Here is a 17168-nt window from a genome sequence, read left to right as displayed (position 1 = left end):
GGTCCCTTCACTGGCCGTCCGTCGTCGGTCTCCCTCGGACCGTCGAGCACGGGATCGAATCATATACAACACCTGTTGTACCTTCGAGGAACACTTATTGCGCTCGTCGGTCCAACGTTCGGTATGGCCAACGAGACGCTCGGCGACGGGTCACCGGGGACGGGAGCCCGCGCCGGCTGGACGCGCGAACAGGCGAGGGGAATCGAGCGGACGGACGACACTGTCGCGCCAATCGTTTACCCGCCCGAGACCGAGCAAATCCCCGCGGTCCACATCTGGGACACGTGGTTTCTCCGGGAGCGCGACGGCACGCTCGCCTCGGTCGACGGCTACCGGGTCTGTTTCTCGCTGACCGCTCCCTCGGACCTCCTGCCGGGCAAGCGCCACGACGTGGCGACGATTCGGTGTTTCTACTCCGAAGACGGCCGGACCTGGCACGACGCCGGCCCGGTGTTCGAGCGCGCACTCGGCCAGCGCCAGTGGGCCGGGTCGGCGCTGTACGACGACGACGGCAGCGTCTATCTGTTCTACACTGCCGCCGGCGAAGAGGGGAGCGAGGATCTGACCTACGCCCAGCGCATCGTCGGCGCGAGCGGCGGGCGCATCGACACCGACGACGGCTTCGAGCTAGCCGGACCCTGGACGCACCACGAACTTCTCACGCCCGACGGCGAGCGCTACGAGCGCGAGGACCAGTCCCGCGGGATGATCTACACCTTCCGCGACCCGTGGTTCTTCGAGGACCCCGGGACCGGCGAGACGTGGCTCCTGTTCGAGGCGAACACGCCGGTGCCCGAGGGCAGCGACGCCTGCGGCGGCGACGCCGCGCTCCAGGAGTTCAACGGTAGCGTCGGCGTCGCCCGCTCGCCGACGGGTGACCCGCTGGAGTGGGAACTCTCAGACCCACTGCTCGACGCTGTCGGTGTCAACCAGGAGCTCGAACGGCCCCACGTCGTCTACCGCGACGGCCTGTACTACCTGTTCGTCTCCAGCCACCTCCACACGTTCGCGCCGGGACTGGAGGGATTCGACGCGCTGTACGGCTTCGTCGCCGAGGAGTTCCGGGGCGAGTACGTCCCGCTGAACGGTTCCGGTCTGGTCGCCACGAACCCCGAGAACGCACCGTTCCAGTCGTACTCGTGGATGGCCTTCCCCCACGGCGAGGAGGTGCTGGTCCAGAGCTTCTTCAACTACTACGACTTCGCCGGCGAGACGCTGGACGAGATCGCGCACCTCTCCGAGCCAGAGCAGATGCGCCGCTTCGGCGGGACGCTCGGGCCGACGCTCCGCCTGGACGTCGAGGGAGCGCGGACGCGAATCCTCGGCGCGCTGGGTCACTGGCACATCCCGCTGGCCGGCGAGGAGCTACCGCCGACGGACCGCGAGCTGATCCGCCGCGGGAAGGCGAGCGCGAGCGACGAGAGCGACGGTGGCTACGGCACACAGCCGAGCGACGGGGACGGTAACAGCGAGTAACGGCCCGAGCTCCCCACGCTCCGAATCTCTCCGCCTATCGCTCCCACGCGCTCTGTAACTCCCACACGTCGAGCGATGCGATCGTCGCCCGACCGCCCTCGGCCGCCAGGGAGACGCCGGTGGCGTCCTCGCGAGTGGGGTAGACGCGGCTCGTCAGGCAGTGGCGCTCGTTGGCGAACACCTCGACGACGCTGCCGTCGACGAAGACGCGTAGCGACAGGGGCGCGTCGTACGGCGTGACGCGCATCGTCTGCGTGTCGACCGTCGCCTGCGGGTCCTCGCTCGACCGGGTGCGGTCGACGGCGATCTCGCTCTCGGATGTGTAGCGGATCGGTGTCCGTTCGTCCCCGTCCGGCGATTCGAGGACGCGGACCTCGACGGCCTCGGCGTCCTCCAGGCGGACGGTCGCACGCAGTTCGAACGACCGGCTGTCGACGCCCAGCCGCTCCGTGTCTCCCGGGCCGAGTCGCACCGCGTCGCGGCTCGTGGCATAACCGCGAAGCTCGGTGAGTTCCGGGGCCGGTCGCTGGCAGAGCCCGCCGTCGTCGGCCAGCGACAGCTCACGGGGCAGCGACAGCGCGCCGGACCAGCCGGCGTCCCACTGGGCGCTCAGGTCCCGGGCCTCGGGAATCCAGCCCCACGTCAGCACGCGGCCGTCGGCCGTCCACATCGACTGGGGCGCGTAGAAGTCGCCGTGGTCGAGCTTGTCGCGGCGGTCGGCGTCGAACTCGCCGTCCTCGTAGGTGCCGAGGAAGTACACCACGTCCTCGTAGTTCGAGACGTGCAGCAGTTGCCGGTCGCCGAAGTCGAGGAGTTCGGGGCACTCCCAGACGGTGCCGGCGGTGTCTCGGTCGCCGGCGAGGATCGGCCCGCGGTACTCCCAGTCGCGGAGGTCGGCAGACTCGTACAGCAGCGCCGCGCCGCCGCCGCCCTCCATGCCGGCCCCGATGAGCTGGTACCAGGTCCCGTCCTCCCGCCAGACGCAGTGGTCCCGGAACTCGCCCTCCCAGTCCTCGGTCCGCAACACCTCCGGGTCGGTCGGGAGCTCCTCGATGATGGGGTTCTCTGGGTCCTTGTCCCACGACGTGAGGTCGTCGTCGGCCGCGGTCGCGATGCAGGGGAGCTGGCGTTTGTCCCGACCACCGGTGTACAGGATCGTGGCGACGCCGTCGTCGTCGACCGCACAGCCCGACCAGCAGCCGTCGCGGTCCGGGCCGTCGGGCGAGGGTGATAGCGCCACCGGACGGTCCTCCCAGTGGACGAGGTCGTCGCTGACCGCGTGGCCCCAGTGGATGGTGCCGTGGAAGGGCCCGGCGGGGTTGTACTGGTAGAACAGGTGATAGCGGCCGTTCCAGTGGATGAGCCCGTTCGGGTCGTTGAGCCAGTTCGCGGGCGGGGTGACGTGATAGATCGGCCGGTTCGGGTCCTCGGCGAGACGCTCGCGCCACCGACCGAGCGCCGCGGCGTCGGCCGGCCGGCCCGTCAGCGGGTGGCGCTCGTCCCCAGCGAGATACGCGAGCGAGTTCGCGACCAGCGTCTCCCGGTTCATCTGACACACGTCGTGAGTCGGCTGTGCGAACGCCACCGACGAGCCGATGCCGAGTACCCGTCCGTTTCCGGGCTCCCAGGAGACGACCGTCAGCTGCGAAACCGCGTCGCGCTCGCCGCGGACCGTGCTCGCGAACACGTCGCCGGACTCCGGCAGGACCGACTCGTAGCGCGCGTAGGGGACGGTGACGCCCGGGCCGCGGGTGTGCACCCGGAGCGTGTCGTAGTCGGCCTGTATCGGGTGGTCGGCGTACAGTGCCTTCCACAGGTGCCCGGTCGGCTCGGAAATCTCCTCCCAGCCGGTGGCGTCCGGGCCCATCGCGTCGATTCCGAGCGGTTCGACGGCGGCTACCGCGCTTAGCGTCAACAGCAGCGTTCCGCCGTCGCGGACGTACTCGGTCAGGGCTGCCGCGCGTTCCTCGGGTAGCACTCGCTCGTCGAAGCGCTCGTCCCGGTGCCACCAGAGCACGTCGTAGTCCGACGGCGTGACCTCGGCGAGCGACCGGCGTTCCGCGCCGTCGAAGGCGTCGCTACACCAGTCGTACGCCGCCCGTTGCTCGTCCGTACAGGAGTCGGCGTACAGACAGCCGACGCGTCGCGACTGCGCCATGGCCCGAACGTGGTCGTGTGATAGGTAAAAACGTTCGGTAACCGTTTCTGCACTGGTATGATCGAGATTGCATGGTTCGGTCGTTGTCGGGGAGTGCTCGATCACGCGTTGAGGTGCTGGTGACGTGCCCACGGCTGGGCTCACGGATGATGCGACGACAGAAGGAGACAGCTATCAGTGGACGCGGGCGCTGCGGGCTTCCGATTTCCAGTCGATGACCGTGTCGTGGCAACTGGGACAGACGAACTCTGTGAGCTTCGTCGTCTGGTCGTTGTACGACATCCGTGTGCCGCAGTTGGGGCAACGCATTATAATTGTATATACTTAATTAAAGACTATAAGCTTTCCCCCGATCGGAGCACTGTTTCCGACAGAGAGGGGCTGTGAGCCGATAATTGTGGCATTTCATCACATGATTCTAGAGGGTAGTTACCATGGGGCGTGGTCGGCTACGACTCGGGCGTCGTCGGATCCAGGCCTCTGTCCGGCCCGTCGAGCGCGCGCTCGATGTCAGAGAGGTCGGCAGGGTCGGCGGGCGCGAGCGTGTCGGTCGACGGACCGACGTCGACGTCCGGTTCGGGGCGGTCGTCGAATCGGTCGTCGGGGTCCACATCGTCGCCCTCGGTCCGGGCGCGTGCCCGTTCGAGACGATGCGTGAGGGCGTCGAGTTCGGCCTCCAGGTGGTCGACTGCGTCGGGGTAACAGTCGCGAGCGGCGTCCAGCGCCGACTCGAATGCGTCCCGGGCCGATTCGTAGTCCTCCAGGGCGACCTCGGGCCGGCCGGCGTCAGCGTACCAGTCGCCCGCCTCCATCGCGTCGGTCGCGACGGTCCGGCGAGCGGCGACGAGGTTTTCGGCGACGGCGCTCAGTCGGTCCCTGATCTTCTCGGGACCGCCGGCGAATCGCCGTTCGTCCGCGCCCCAGTCGAGTTCGAGGACGGCACGGTACGCTTCGAGTGCGTCGGTCCAGTGCGCCGCGGCCTCGGCCGGGTCGTCGGCCGCGATGGCGGCGTTGTCGGCCTCGACGGCGAGCCGGAGTGGCGACTGGGAGAGCGCGTCGACGACGCTGTCGAGGCGCTCGCGTTCGGCCCGGATCGCTTCGGCCTCGTCGAGCAGTCCTTCGGGCACGGCGAGTATCGCGTCGTACTCGGCACGAGCGTCCTCGTACGCTTCGTAGGCCGCTTCGAAGGCCTCGTTTCGCCAGTGGGCCTCGCCGGCTTCCGCCGCCCGCCGGGCGCGACTCCGACGGACGTCGGCGAGAGCGTTCGCGTGACGTTCCCTGACCGCCCGGACCCGCCGTTCGAGCGCGCTAGCCCCGTCGGTCGCTCCGAAGTCTGCGGCCGTTTCGGCCGCCTCGTCGAGGCATTCGCTGGCGGCTTCGACCGCGGTCAGCGCCGCGTCGTACTCGCCGCGGTCGCGCCGTTCGGTCGCCGTCACCAGCGTCCGCGTCGCCTCGTCGAGGGTGTTCTCGACGTGGACCCACGCCTGGGTGGCGTGCGAGAGGTACGCCGTCAGTTCGAGGAGCCCCTGCTTGCCGCAGTGGACGTGCCAGACGGCCCCGCTCCCGCGCCGGATGGTACAGCGCCCGTGACTCAGGCCGGTCTCGCCGTCCACCTGCTCGATCTCGGCGTAGGGGAGTGCGAACCGGCTGTCGCCATCGCCGTCGCCGACCAGCACCAGGAGGCGCTTGTCGGTTGCGACACCGACCATGCGATAGCCCCTGCTCGGTCGGATCGACTCGAGTTCTTCGCCGCGTTCGATCTCCAGCCCTCGCTTGGCGCTGGTGACGACGAACCGCGGCGTCTCGCCGTCGTCGAGCGCCGCTTTTGCGGGCGCGTCGTGGAGATAGCCCGACGAGAGGAGCCCGCCAGTGCCCGTCTCGGTGAGGGCGTCGGGGAGATCGCCATCAAAATTATCTAGATTGATAATATTGCCCATTATCTGGACAGAAAACGTCTGAGGACTTGATATTCACTTATCTATTCTGATACTGAGGGGGTAAAATAAGCCCGATCGCACCGTCGATGTCCCGTCTGTGGTCGACTCACCCGCGGGGGCCGACGCCCCGACGAGAACGGCCGTCTGCCGGCCGACGGACGCACGTCTGACTTGGCTTTAGGTGTCAGGTGTTCGTAGCCCGTCGCATGCCTCGTGTCCGACTCGGTGGGGAGTCGAACCGGCAAGCGAAGAGCCGCCCACCGACCACAGAACGTCACGTGCGAATCGACACCGACGTGTTCGAGAGCCTCTCGAAGAAACCGTGGGCCGACAGCCCCCTGTCCCGGCCACGAATCGAGCGCTGGCTGAACTGCTGGCGCAGCCGTTAGCTGTTCTCGACGAGGCGGGCGGCGATGCGCTGGGCGCCGACCGTCGGCGCGACGTCCGGTTCGTCGGCGGCGATGGCCTCGATCTCCCGGTTCAGTTCCGTGCTGAGACGCTCCTCGAACTCCTCGACGATACCGGGGATGCAGGCCATCCCGCCCGTGAGGACGATGGGTCGGTCCAGCGCGAGCTGGTAGACCTTCATGTAGTCGTTGGCCAGTTCCGGCAGGAAGGTGTTCGCGAGCTCGTCGACGGCGTCGTCGACGTACTCGTCGACCGCGTCCATCACGGAGCGCTCGATGGTGAACTCGTGTGAGCCGCCGCCGGGCTGCTGGATGATGTCGGTGAAGGGCTCGAACTCGACGAAGTCCGCGTGTTCCTCCTTGTACTCGCGGGCGGTCTGGGTGTCGATGTTGACCCGGCCCTGGGTCTCCTCTTCGACGTAGTTCGCGATCATGCGGTCGACCTCGTTACCCGTCACGGCACCCGTCGTGAACGGCGCGAGCTGTTCGCCCCGGCGGTAGGCGGACGCTTCGAGGTTCGTCGAGCCCATGTTGACGGCCACGAAGATTTCGTCGATGGCTTCCAGATCGTTGCCGAAGGCCGGAATCGAACCGCAGAGCGACTCGGGATAGCTCTCGACGAGGTTCAGGCCGATCGAGGAGTCCTCGATGACGCCTCGGAGGTTGTCCAGTCCGGTCGGGTTGTCGATGGTCGGGATGGCGTAGACGACGCCGCTGTTGGCCGGGATGTCGTTCTCTTCGATGACCGCCTCGAAGAACGTCTTGGTCATCTCGGCGCGGTCGGCGTCCTCGGGCAGTCCCGACCGGAGCATGTACTGGACGCGGTCAGGGTACTCGCGGGCCGCCTCCTCGCCGTAGAGGACCTTCTCCTCGCCTGTCAGCGCGTCCTCGTAGGTCGCCATACACGTCAGGGTCTTGATAATGCGATTCTCCGTGCCGTGTTCGCCCGGGAGGGCGATGACAGTCCGCGTGCTGCCGAGTTTCACCCCGACCGGAACTGCCGCGCTCCCACCGGACGGCGCGGCGGAGTCGTCCCCCGCGTCGTCCGCGTCGTCGTCACTCATGTACGGTGGTGGTTATCGACGGCCCGGTATATATCCTCCCCTCAAATATCAGCGCTGATATAGTGTCTGCAAAAGAGCGGATATATTCAGACAGGTCGGGACACTGCGGTCGGAGCGCCAGTCACGTCATCGCCGTCAGCTTCGCGACGTACACCAGGCTCAACATGTGGTCGTCGACGCTCAGGTCGTTGTCGTCGTTGGTGGCGGACTCGTCGATGCCCAGCAGGTAGTCAGAGAGGTCGGCCTGGACTTCGGCCGTGATCCAGTCGATGGACTCGTAGTAGTCGAGCGCCTCGCCGGCCCCCTGATACCCCGAGTGCATCAACAGGAACTCCAGCCACTCGAAGACGACGAACTCCGCGGCGTACGTCTCGGGGAGCGATTCGAGGTAGGGCTTCTCCTGGCTCTCGCCGCCGAGGAACGGGAGCAGTTCGCGGTACAGCCCCGAGCGGAAGGAAATCCCGGCGAGCACCTCCTCCTCGCCGTCGTCGAGGCCCACGTCGAGGTCGGTCGGATCGGGCACGTCCTCGCCCATCCCGTTGCCCGACTCCCCGCGCTCGCGAGCCATCTTCCGAAGCTCGTCGAGGTCGTAATCGCGTGGGTTGATCGTCATGATACTGTCCCTTCACTGCACACGTTCTTAAATCTTGCACACCGTCAGACAGCCGTCTTGCGCGCGTTCCCGGGCGTTCCCGCGGTCGCCCGCGACCCGCCCCCGAATTGCGGCCGTTGATAATCGGGACCGTATTTTTATAGTGGCCCGGGCTCGACCTGAGAGCACTTAGACGATGAACCGGCAATCAGAAACCGGTCCGGCTCGCTTCTGCGTGACCAACGCGAAAGGCGGGACCGGAAAGACGACGATCGCCATCAACGTGGCCGGGGCGCTGAACGACCGCGGACGGGACGTCCTCTTTATCGACCTCGACCCGCAGGGCAACGCCACGGAGGGCGTCGGCCTCGTCGAGGAGTACGACGCCGAGCCCCCGACGCTGTTCGACGCGTTGACCGGCGACCCGGCGGTCCTCGGCGACCTCATCGCCGAGGGCGAGGAGATGGACGTGATCCCCTCGAGCATCGACATGCTCCAGGCGGAACACGAACTGACGATCGCGGACCTCATCGCCCGCGTCAACGCCCGCGGCGGCGGCGTCGACCCGGAGGCGCTGGCCTCGTTTGCCATCAACGTCACGCCGGAGATGGTGACGGGGACCCACGCGCTCGACACGCTCGACCGGGCGCTCGACACGCTCGATCGAACGTACGACTACGTCGTCATCGACTGCCCGCCCTTCTACGGGAAGTTGACCGATACCGGAATGTACGCCGCACAGAACGTCCTCATCCCGGCGCTGACCGAGGCGACCTCCGAGCGCGCCATCGAGCTGCTGATGGACCAGACGGCGGCGATGGAGCGCCAGACCGACGCGTCGATCCGCACGCTCGGCGTCGTCGCCAACCGCGTCGAGACGACCTCCGAGGACGAGACGATGCTGGAGTGGTTCGACATGGCGTTCCCAGACAGCCCCGTCTGGGAGGTCCGCAAGCGGGTCGCCCTGCAGCGGGCCTTCAGTTCGGGGAAGTCGGTGTTCGCGACCGAGGAGTCGTGTGACATGGCGGCTGTCTTCGAAGACATCGCGGCGGAACTGGACGAGCAGTTCGGATTTACGGAGAACGAGGTAACAGCATGAGTGACGACGAACGGATGGACAGGGCGGAGCGCATCCGCCGGATGCGCGAGGGGAACAAAGCCGAAACCACCGACGAGACGGACGACGTCGAAGCCGCCGACTCCGGCGACGACTCAGAGGCCGCCGACGAACCGGCTGACGAATCGGCCGCCGGAGACGAGTCGGACGACTCGTTCACCGACGATAGCGACCTGCTCACGGCCGACGCCGAGGACACTGCCCCGGCCGATGCAACGGGTGATTCCGACTCGGCCGACGCCGCGGGGGACGCCGACCCGGCCGAGTCCGGTGACGGCGACGACGACGCCGGAACCGACGATGCAGTCGCCGCCGCTCAGCGAGCGGCCGAGGCGTCCGCACAGCTGGCCGGCGCGAGCGGCGACACCGCCGTCGACCAGCCCACCGACGACCTCTCGGTATCGGCCAATCCGATGCAGGGACCGACCGGCGTCGAACTGCCGGACCAGGAGCTCATCCAGGAGGCGATGGAGTCGAGCAGCGCCGCCACCGCCGAGGGGGCGTCCCGCGCTGCCGCGCTGGACGACGAGGAGAGCACGCAGACCGAGGAACTGGTCCGCGTCCTGGAGTTCGCGCTCGGCGAGGAGTACTACTGCATCGACATCGAGTACGTCGAGGAGATCGTCAAGCGCGACACCGTCACCCGCGTCCCGAACACGGACGACTACGTCGAGGGCGTCGTCGACCTCCGCGGGCAGATCACGACCATCCTCGACCCCAAGGAGATGATGGACATCGACGACGAGGGGACCCAGAACCTCATCGTCGTCTTCGACCCGGACGTGTTCGAGGAACAGGGCGCGATGGGCTGGATCGTCGACGAGGTCCGGCAGGTCGTCCCCGTCGCGGAGTCGGACGTCAACACCGCGCCCGTCGACGGCGAGTACATCAACGGCGTCGTCGACCGCGACGACGAGAGCGACTTCGTCATCTGGGTCGAGCCGAACGAAGTGCTCGCCGACGCGACCCAGACCGAATCGGACTGACGCGCTCGCCTACGACTCTTCTTCGAGGGCCTCGTCGTCGAGGTGCAACTCCTCGCGAACGAGGTCGACCGCGTTCTCGACGGCTCCGACCGTTCCGAGGTAGCCCGCGCCCACGGTCGTCTTGAGCGCCAGTGCAGCCCGGCCCGTGACGACCGAGGGGCCGACCTTCGCGACCGCGTCGTCGCCGACCGAGACGAGCCACCCCGGCACGTCGAACTGGTAGCGCGCGAGTCGGGGCCTGAACTCCCCCTCGCCGTCGCGCCGGTGCTCGACGAGCGCGCGGACGTTCTCGGCGGCGACCCGGGCCTCGCGGACGGCGGCCGACGCGCTCGCCGGCACCGCCTCACCGTCGCCGTCGACGACCCGCGCGGCGTCGCCCACGGCGAACGTCGCGTCGCCCAGTCGGAGGTCTGCCCGGACCACGGGGCGGTCGTCGCCCATCGCCGGCGACCCCGTGATGCCGCCGGTCCAGACGAACTGGGCCGCCGCCAGTTCCGACCCGTCGGCGAGCGCGATCGCGTCGGCGTCGGCTCCTGTCACGCCCGTTCCGGTGCGGACGGTCACGCCCGTGTCGACCAGCGCCTCGTGGACTGCGTCCTGAAACGCCGACGGGAACGACGGGGCGACGGTGGCTTCCTGTTCCAGCAGCACGACGTCGATGTCTCGCCCCTCGCGCATCTCGGCCAGTTCCCCGGCGACCTGCACGCCCGAGAGGCCCGCGCCGCCGACGACCGCACGGTCGCCGTCGTCGAGGTCGAGGAAGCGCTCGCGGATGGCGCGGGCGTGGTCGAGCCGTTTCAGCGGGGTCGCGTGCTCGCGGACGCCCGGGAGATCGTAGTACGCCGTCCGCGCGCCCAGACACACCGCGCCAACGTCGTACGACAGCGTCTCCGAGCCGTCGAGGGTCGCGACGCCGGCGTCGGCGTCCACGTCGGTAACCACGGCCTGTCTGATCTCGCAGTCCAGCACCTCCTCTAAGTCGACGGTGATCTCCTCGGCCAGCGACGGCCGACGGACCACCCGGTGGAGTTCGTGCTGGACGAGATGGGTGTCCTGTTCGTCGACGACGACGAGCGAGACGCCGTCGGGGAGGGTCTGTTCGAGTCTCCGTGCCAGCGTCAGGCCGGCGTATCCGGCTCCGAGGACGGCGACGCGCATTGTGGCCGTCACTTGGGGCGGCGCGTGGTTAACCCTGTGCACGGCCGCGGCCCGGCCGTCCGCTCAGAACAGCGCTTCGTCCTCGTCGAGGACCTGCGCCGGGCCGCCGACCTCCCAGACGCGCGTGTCGACGCCGCAGTCGGCGACCGTCTCCTCGACGCGGTCGACGTGCTCGGCCGTGGTGTTGATGTAGACGCTCGCGCCCGTGTCGACGGAGAAGTACACCGGCACGTCCTCGCTGTTGCGGAGGTCCCGCACCGCGTTGAAAATCTCGATGGTGCGGGGCTGCCAGTACACCCAGCCGGCGGGCCCGGTCATCGTCGCCGCGGCCAGCGACAGCGAGTCCTTCTCGGCGATCTCGAACGTCCGGTGGAAGTCGGCGTCGTACAGCGCGTCCCGCATGTCCGAGATCTGGCCGTGGATGTGGGCCATCCGCGACTCGAACATGTGGCTCTCGGCGGCCTCCTTGTGGGCCTCTTCGGTCTCCTTGTAGGAGGGGACCATCCCGGCGACGATGCGGAGGTCGTCTTCGAGGTCGGTCTCGATGCGCTCGCTCCGGCAGTCTCTGTCGTTCATCCCGGTCCGCAGGTGCGAGAACGCGCCGGTCACGGCACGCGCAGCCGAGGAGGACCCGCGGCGCGCGACCGTCGAGATCTCCGGGCGCGTCATGTCGAGTCCGGCGGCCTCGACCAGCGCCATCGCCGCCGCGGCGAAGCCGGACGACGAGGAGCCAAAGCCGATGTTCGTCGGGAAGTCGTTGGCCGACTCGAAGCGCACGCCGTGGTCGATGCCGGCGAGGTCCCGGACGTGGTCGACGACGGCGTCGATGCGCTCGGCCCCGCGGCCCGTGACCTCCTCGCCGTCGATGACGTACACGTCCTCCTCGCGGTCGGGTTCGAAGGCCGCGGTCGTCTTCGAGTGGCTCGGCGCGGTACAGACGGAGATGCTGTCGTGGTACGGTAGTCGCAGTTCCTCGTCGCGCATCCCGTGGTACTTCACCAGCCCCTGAATCGGATGTGCCTTCGCGGTCGCTTTCATACCTCACCCTTCCGGGCCGGTCACTTTGCTATTGCGAACGCCGGCGGTCGGCCGTTCGAGGGTGTCTCGCACGCCACTGCGACGCATCGGCACGGAAACGGTTCTCGGCCGCCCTCGGAAATCGAAACCCCTAAAGAGCAGACGGCGAAACTCTCGGGTGAGCCGAGGTAGCCTAGCCTGGCCAAGGCGGTTGCTTCGAGAGCAACTGTCCTCACGGACTCAGGAGTTCAAATCTCCTCCTCGGCGTTTTGCTGACGCAAATGGCGAGCGTCGCGAGCCGTCGGCGTCAGCAGACGAATACGTGGAGTTTCGAGGTAGACCAGTCGCAGCCCGGAACGGCGCGCCGCGCCGCACGCCCGGACCGTCTGGGCGTGGTTCAAATCTCCTCCTCGGCGTTTTGCTGACGCAACCGACGAGCGCAGCGAATCGGCAGTGTTCGCAGACGTGGCACCGCCGACAGCCCCCGGTTACGTCAGCAGGAAGATCAGCACGCTGACGGTCATCACGGCGAGGATGAACATCGCGGCCAGCGCGCCGCCCATCGACACCATCGCGTTCGCCGTCGACGCCAGCGTCTCGGTGCGGTCGTTGCCGAACACCGTCACGCGCGCTCGCTCGCTGGCCATCCCCGCCTCGACGGGTTCGAGGTCGGCGACCGCCCGCTCCGTGAGATCTGCGATGAGCGCGACGATCTCCTTCTCGGGGATGGCCTGGCCCACCTGGTTCTCGGCCTCCACGGTGTTGACGATGTGCGTGTCGCTCGTCATCACTTCCATCGTGTCGACGCTGTCGACGGCGTCGATGATCTGCTCGCGGAGCCCGGGCTCCATGTTGTTGCCGTCGATGAGGACGTAGGCCGTCCGCTGGCCCGCGACCTCGAAGACGCAGACGCGGATGCCAAGCGGGCCGATGCCTTCCATCGGCCCCCACGGCGTCTCGTCCCAGGCGACGCCGCAGTGGATCGGCCCCGTCTCGGCGTCGGTGAGTAGCTTGCCGAGCTTGCCCGCGCCGTGGAGCATGTCGAACGAGCGCTCGCTCCCCGGGACGACGTGGCCGAGGTCGTCCCCTTCCAGCCCGTCGTTGCAGTTGTGGGCGTCGACAAGCAGCACGTCGTCGAGCCCGTCAGCGCGTGCTTCGGACATCGCCGAGAGACCGACGGCGTACTCCACGTCGTCGGCACAGCCGGGCGCGTAGGTGTTCACGACGAGGGCGTCCGAGCCGAACGCCTGCCCCGTCAGCGTGGCCTCGCCCTCGGTCACGCGGTGGCCCATCGTCGCCTCGCTGTCGTATTCGAGCTGCTGGTAAGCCGCCTCCGCGGTCGAGAGGATCGTGTCGACCTCGCGCTCGGTGACGAGGTTGAAGTCGTGGCCGGCCGTCGCGTGCGGCGGGAATGCGAGCCCGTCGGCGGACTCGGCGACGCGCTTCGGGAGGTTCCCGCCGCCGATCTCGCCCATCGGTCCGGGGTGGATCATCGGCAGGACGAACCGGGCCTTCTCCGTGCCGCCGGGCTGTCGCACCGACAGGACGGTGACAGGGACGACGGCCTCTTCGCCGATCTCCTCGAAGAACTCCTCCAGTTCGCGGGTCCCCTCGGCGATGTGGCCGATGAACCCCCGGAGGAAGTCGAGCGCGGAGACGCCGAGCGAGGAGCGCCAGGGCTGGTCGATGACGACGAGGAACAGCCAGACGGCCAGCGCGTAGATGACGCAGATGACCGCGAGGATGATGAAGTCCTGGGGGAGGAAGCCCTGTACCTGCGGGGGGACCTCCTCGGGGCGCGAGAGGTACTCCCGGAGCATCGGGTCTTCGAGGATGAACGCCGTCGCGCCGGAGTACACCGCGAGCAGGAGGGCGGCGGCGACGGTCTGGACGCTCGCCGGCACCGCGGCCTTCAGCAGCGAGTGCCGCGAGACGGCCATCAGAATCAGCAGCCGGAAGGCGAAGATCGAGGCCAGCGCGACCAGCAGGGCGTCGAAGACGAAGTTCTGGCCGAGCCGGACGCTCAGCAGGGCGATGACGCCGGCCACGGTGAGGATGGCGATGGTGACGAGTTCGCAGATGACGGCGAGCAGGGTGGCTCGGTTGGGCGTCAATTGGCCGCCCATCTGCCGGTCGACCCACGGCGTGACCGCGCTGGCGATGAACGTGGGGAGGCCGACGAGGAACACGCCCTGCCAGGCGTCGTCGAGGACGAACCGCGAATCGAACGCGGCGATGCCGGTCATCGCCGCGATGAGCAACGCGAACGCCAGACTCCGGTACCACCGGGGGGCCCGGAAAATGAACCGCGAGAGGCTGGCGAGGTTGCCCTGTGTCGCCGTCATTTACCTATCACTCCCCACGCCGACATATAAATCCCGTCACCTGTCGAGATCGGAACTCACTGACGGGCGACGGATCGCCGCTCGCAGACCGAAAGGAAGTTCTCGAACACTTCCTCGCCCTCCTCGGTGTGGGCGACCTCTGGGTGCCACTGCACGCCGAAGATGTCCTCGTCGGCGTTGCTCATCGCTTCGACGCCGCAGACGTCCGAGGTGGCGGTCCGTTCGAAGCCGGGCGGGACCTCCTTGACTTCGTCGGCGTGGCTGGCCCAGACGCGCGTCTCGGGGTACAGCGACCCGATGAGCGGGTCGTCCTCGTCGAGGATCTCGACCGTCACGTCCGCGTAGCCGCCGTACTCGCCGCTGCCGACGCGGCCGCCGAGTTCCTCGGCGATCAGTTGCATCCCCAGACAGATGCCCAGCACGGGTACGTCGAGGTCGAGGTACGCGGGGCAATTGCCGATGTCGTCCATATCGGGACCGCCCGAGAGGACGATGCCGTCGGCGTCGATCTCCGCCGGCGGCGTCGAGTTGTCCCGGAGCGAAACGTCGACGCCCATGTCCCTGAGCGCGCGCTGCTCGAGGTGGGTGAACTGGCCGTGGTTGTCGATCACGTCGATTCGGGTCATTACTGACGCGAAGGCCACGAAGGCGTATATATCTCCTGATGCGGTTCGAGGCGCGCTCTGGCCCCGTCTCAGAGCCGTGACTGGAGCCACTCCCACAGGCGGTCGAGGCGGGTGGGGCCGCGCAGTTCGAGGCGCACGGTGTTGCCGTCGGCGGCGGAGTGGAGGGAGAGCGTGCCGCCGTAGCTCTCGACGACCCACGTCGTCAGCCACAGGCCGATACCCTTCGAGTGGTGCAGCGGCGTCTCCGTCCCGCTGTCGAAGACCTCCAGTTCGTGTTGCGGGATCGGCGGACAGTTGTCGCTGATCTGGACGACGACGCGCCCCTCGCGCTCCGCGCCCGTGACGTACAGTTCCGGCGTGTCGTCGCAGTGGACGATCGCGTTCTCGAAGATGTTCTCGAAGACGACACCGAGCATCCAGTCCGCGTACGCCGGCGCTCGGTCGGGGAGGTCGGTGTTGATCGTCACCGACGGGTGGTTCCGCTCGACGGTCGCCACCTGCTCTCTGACGTACGGAACGACGTCGATAGGCTGCCGTGCGCGCTTGTCCGCGTCGAACGCGAACGCGATCTGTCTCGCCTTCTCGGTGGTGTCGATGAGGGCCTCGACCGAGTCGCTCAGTTTGCAGACGTGCGTCCCCGGCGCACCGACCGACGACTGGCGGTCCGAGTGCTCTCGCTGGAGTTCGCCGAGGTGGCCGAGCGCGACGTTCAGGTCGTTCCGGAGGTCGTGACGAAGCACGCGAAACAGCACGTCGTTGCTCTGTCTGAGTCGCCGACGACTCCGTCTGAGTTCGAGGAGCCACCCGACGAGCATCCCGCCGAACCCGCCGACGGCGACGGCGCTCGCCAGGATCGAGGGGACCATCGAACTGTGCGGGAGTGGGGAGAGAAGGATGACGATGTTGATGACGGTAAACAGCGCGACGCCGCCGCCACACCACTCCGCGGCGGTCCAGATCTGTTCGCCGTCGAGGCCGCTCATCGGGAGCCAGTAGTTCGCGGTGACGAGCGTCAGCGCCGGCGTCAGCCCAACGGCGAGTATCACGCCGTCTGTGACGGATAACTGCGCCATCGAAACGGCGTGTGCGAGCAGTGCGACCGACAGTGCCACGCCTGTAGCGACGACGTACCCCGTCCCCAGCGATTGCTTGGAAAGCGCTGGCGTGGTCACGATGGTTCGAGAGTACCGCGAGCGAACACTTAGTTCTCTCCCGTCTGTTATCTCACTTGATACTTGGAGGTTACGTCCCGTCGTACCTGTCGGCGGCCGACTCGAAGCCGAGTTCCGTCTGTTCCCGGGAGCGGCGCTCTTCCCGCGCAGCGATCGCTTCAGGGTCGGGATTGGCGTCATCGTCGACGCGAGCCCACGACTGGTGAATCTTGGCGTGACACCAGCGACAGAGGTAGACCGTTATCTCGTGTGAAAGCGATGCGTCGTCGTCGTAGGAGAGGTGGTGTTCCTCCAGTAGCGGCCGCTCGTCGGAGTGGGCCATCCGCCGCTCGTCGAGGCCACAGCGGACGCACTCCCGGTCGTGGTTGCGCGACCGGAAGTGCGGGCAGTCGGCCCAGTCCCACTCTGGGTCGTCCCCGTCGTCGGGCCCCACGGCCGCCGGACAGCGGAAGTCGTCGGCGCTCCGGGCGTTCGCGAACTCGGGGTCGTGGTGTCCGTGTTCGCGCGCCCACCGACACTTCCCCTCGTCGGTGACGAAGTCGCACCGGTCGACGTGGGCGTAGGGGTCGTCGACGCCGACGGAGGTCCCCTGCGACGTTTTCCGCACCATCTGTCGGGCGGTACACGCCGGCGAAGTAAAGGCCTTGCTCGCGCCCAGCAGAATACATAAGCCCCGCTCGACTAACGTGGGGCCATGAAGCTCGTCCACGAGCCGTCGGGCGCGGCCCGCCCGCTCGCCACGGAGGTGGAGTTCGCCGAGTCGACGTTCGAGCAGGGCCGCGGGCTGATGTTCCGCTCGTCGATTCCCGACGACTACGCGCTCGTCTTCCCGTTCGACCGGCCAAGCCGGCAGTTCATCCACATGCTCTTCGTCCGGTTTCCCCTCGACGTGCTCTGGCTCGTCGACGACGAGGTCCAGCAGGTATCGACGCTCCGCCCGTGGCTGTCGCTCGACTACGCGACCGCCGACACGGTCGTCGAACTGCCCAGCGGCGCGGCCGCGGACGTGTCCGCCGGCGATACGGTCCGGCTGGACTCGTGACCGCGACCGGCGCGCCGTCGGCGGGTGTCCTCGTTCGCCGCGCTTTCGCCACCTTTTAGACCGTGAGGGTT

14 protein-coding genes and 1 tRNA gene are annotated in these 17168 nt (G+C 67.8%); 5 read left to right on the top strand and 10 right to left on the bottom strand.

Translation table 11 applies throughout. The features are described 5' to 3' along the window. Positions 1 to 123: 123 nt before the first annotated feature. Positions 124 to 1476 (top strand): glycoside hydrolase family 68 protein, encoded by a 1353-nt coding sequence (locus tag ACOZ4I_RS12145; RefSeq protein ID WP_423999879.1) that lies wholly within the window; start codon positions 124 to 126, stop codon positions 1474 to 1476. 34 nt (positions 1477 to 1510) lie between these two features. Here the strand turns inward: ACOZ4I_RS12145 and ACOZ4I_RS12140 are convergent, their stop codons facing one another. The 4 genes from ACOZ4I_RS12140 to ACOZ4I_RS12125 all read right to left on the bottom strand — a co-directional run bounded on the left by ACOZ4I_RS12140 (position 1511) and on the right by ACOZ4I_RS12125 (position 7655). Further along, a complete protein-coding gene (locus tag ACOZ4I_RS12140) occupies positions 1511 to 3634 on the bottom strand; it encodes a GH32 C-terminal domain-containing protein (RefSeq protein ID WP_423999877.1) in 2124 nt (707 codons plus the stop codon). A gap of 449 nt (positions 3635 to 4083) precedes the next feature. Next, positions 4084 to 5571 carry a hypothetical protein gene (locus tag ACOZ4I_RS12135; protein WP_423999875.1) on the bottom strand — a complete coding sequence of 496 codons (1488 nt, stop codon included), beginning with the start codon at positions 5569 to 5571 and terminating at the stop codon, positions 4084 to 4086. 385 nt (positions 5572 to 5956) lie between these two features. After that, positions 5957 to 7042 carry a hypothetical protein gene (locus ACOZ4I_RS12130; RefSeq protein WP_423999873.1) on the bottom strand — a complete coding sequence of 362 codons (1086 nt, stop codon included), beginning with the start codon at positions 7040 to 7042 and terminating at the stop codon, positions 5957 to 5959. A gap of 121 nt (positions 7043 to 7163) precedes the next feature. Then, a complete protein-coding gene (locus tag ACOZ4I_RS12125; protein ID WP_423999871.1) occupies positions 7164 to 7655 on the bottom strand; it encodes a FlaD/FlaE family flagellar protein in 492 nt (163 codons plus the stop codon). Positions 7656 to 7830: 175 nt separating this feature from the next. Between ACOZ4I_RS12125 and ACOZ4I_RS12120 the strand changes: the two genes are divergently transcribed. After that, positions 7831 to 8733, top strand: coding sequence for a ParA family protein (locus ACOZ4I_RS12120; protein WP_423999869.1), 903 nt, complete (start codon positions 7831 to 7833; stop codon positions 8731 to 8733). Next, positions 8730 to 9737 (top strand): chemotaxis protein CheW, encoded by a 1008-nt coding sequence (locus tag ACOZ4I_RS12115; RefSeq protein ID WP_423999867.1) that lies wholly within the window; start codon positions 8730 to 8732, stop codon positions 9735 to 9737. The genes ACOZ4I_RS12120 and ACOZ4I_RS12115 overlap by 4 nt, the downstream gene beginning before the upstream one ends. Positions 9738 to 9746: 9 nt before the next feature. On the opposite strand, the gene ACOZ4I_RS12110 is transcribed toward ACOZ4I_RS12115, so the two are convergent. Both ACOZ4I_RS12110 and mvaD read right to left on the bottom strand, forming a co-directional pair. Beyond that, positions 9747 to 10895, bottom strand: a complete 1149-nt coding sequence (locus ACOZ4I_RS12110) for an NAD(P)/FAD-dependent oxidoreductase (RefSeq protein WP_423999865.1) — start codon at positions 10893 to 10895, stop codon at positions 9747 to 9749. Positions 10896 to 10958: 63 nt separating this feature from the next. Then, positions 10959 to 11933: a phosphomevalonate decarboxylase MvaD gene (gene mvaD / locus ACOZ4I_RS12105; RefSeq protein WP_423999863.1), complete on the bottom strand. Its 975-nt coding sequence runs from the start codon at positions 11931 to 11933 to the stop codon at positions 10959 to 10961. Positions 11934 to 12094: 161 nt separating this feature from the next. Here mvaD and ACOZ4I_RS12100 point away from each other — a divergent pair. Continuing rightward, positions 12095 to 12179: transfer RNA gene (locus ACOZ4I_RS12100), tRNA-Ser, on the top strand. A 221-nt stretch (positions 12180 to 12400) separates the two neighbouring features. On the opposite strand, the gene ACOZ4I_RS12095 is transcribed toward ACOZ4I_RS12100, so the two are convergent. The 4 genes from ACOZ4I_RS12095 to ACOZ4I_RS12080 form a co-directional block, all read right to left on the bottom strand. Next, positions 12401 to 14257 carry a DUF2070 family protein gene (locus tag ACOZ4I_RS12095; protein ID WP_423999861.1) on the bottom strand — a complete coding sequence of 619 codons (1857 nt, stop codon included), beginning with the start codon at positions 14255 to 14257 and terminating at the stop codon, positions 12401 to 12403. Between the two features lie 56 nt (positions 14258 to 14313). Next, positions 14314 to 14883, bottom strand: coding sequence for a GMP synthase subunit A (locus tag ACOZ4I_RS12090; protein WP_423999859.1), 570 nt, complete (start codon positions 14881 to 14883; stop codon positions 14314 to 14316). A 68-nt stretch (positions 14884 to 14951) separates the two neighbouring features. After that, positions 14952 to 16055 (bottom strand): ATP-binding protein, encoded by a 1104-nt coding sequence (locus ACOZ4I_RS12085; protein WP_423999857.1) that lies wholly within the window; start codon positions 16053 to 16055, stop codon positions 14952 to 14954. Positions 16056 to 16125: 70 nt separating this feature from the next. Then, positions 16126 to 16665: a DUF7097 family protein gene (locus tag ACOZ4I_RS12080; RefSeq protein WP_423999855.1), complete on the bottom strand. Its 540-nt coding sequence runs from the start codon at positions 16663 to 16665 to the stop codon at positions 16126 to 16128. 84 nt (positions 16666 to 16749) lie between these two features. Between ACOZ4I_RS12080 and ACOZ4I_RS12075 the strand changes: the two genes are divergently transcribed. Then, positions 16750 to 17097, top strand: a complete 348-nt coding sequence (locus tag ACOZ4I_RS12075) for a DUF192 domain-containing protein (protein ID WP_423999853.1) — start codon at positions 16750 to 16752, stop codon at positions 17095 to 17097. The last annotated feature ends 71 nt before the right edge of the window (positions 17098 to 17168 follow it).

It is taken from the genome of Haloarcula salina (assembly GCF_049603855.1).
GTDB classification, from domain to species: domain Archaea; phylum Halobacteriota; class Halobacteria; order Halobacteriales; family Haloarculaceae; genus Haloarcula; species Haloarcula salina_A.
The sequence above is the reverse complement of the archived record's forward strand: the minus strand, read 5'-3'. Positions and strand labels throughout refer to the sequence as shown.

Coding starts and splice junctions, on each gene's coding strand:
- ACOZ4I_RS12145 (WP_423999879.1), top strand. CDS start 124: ATGGCCAACGAGACGCTCGGCGACGGGTCACCGGGGACGGGAGCCCGC.
- ACOZ4I_RS12140 (WP_423999877.1), bottom strand. CDS start 3,634: ATGGCGCAGTCGCGACGCGTCGGCTGTCTGTACGCCGACTCCTGTACG.
- ACOZ4I_RS12135 (WP_423999875.1), bottom strand. CDS start 5,571: ATGGGCAATATTATCAATCTAGATAATTTTGATGGCGATCTCCCCGAC.
- ACOZ4I_RS12130 (WP_423999873.1), bottom strand. CDS start 7,042: ATGAGTGACGACGACGCGGACGACGCGGGGGACGACTCCGCCGCGCCG.
- ACOZ4I_RS12125 (WP_423999871.1), bottom strand. CDS start 7,655: ATGACGATCAACCCACGCGATTACGACCTCGACGAGCTTCGGAAGATG.
- ACOZ4I_RS12120 (WP_423999869.1), top strand. CDS start 7,831: ATGAACCGGCAATCAGAAACCGGTCCGGCTCGCTTCTGCGTGACCAAC.
- ACOZ4I_RS12115 (WP_423999867.1), top strand. CDS start 8,730: ATGAGTGACGACGAACGGATGGACAGGGCGGAGCGCATCCGCCGGATG.
- ACOZ4I_RS12110 (WP_423999865.1), bottom strand. CDS start 10,895: ATGCGCGTCGCCGTCCTCGGAGCCGGATACGCCGGCCTGACGCTGGCA.
- mvaD (WP_423999863.1), bottom strand. CDS start 11,933: ATGAAAGCGACCGCGAAGGCACATCCGATTCAGGGGCTGGTGAAGTAC.
- ACOZ4I_RS12095 (WP_423999861.1), bottom strand. CDS start 14,257: ATGACGGCGACACAGGGCAACCTCGCCAGCCTCTCGCGGTTCATTTTC.
- ACOZ4I_RS12090 (WP_423999859.1), bottom strand. CDS start 14,883: ATGACCCGAATCGACGTGATCGACAACCACGGCCAGTTCACCCACCTC.
- ACOZ4I_RS12080 (WP_423999855.1), bottom strand. CDS start 16,665: ATGGTGCGGAAAACGTCGCAGGGGACCTCCGTCGGCGTCGACGACCCC.
- ACOZ4I_RS12075 (WP_423999853.1), top strand. CDS start 16,750: ATGAAGCTCGTCCACGAGCCGTCGGGCGCGGCCCGCCCGCTCGCCACG.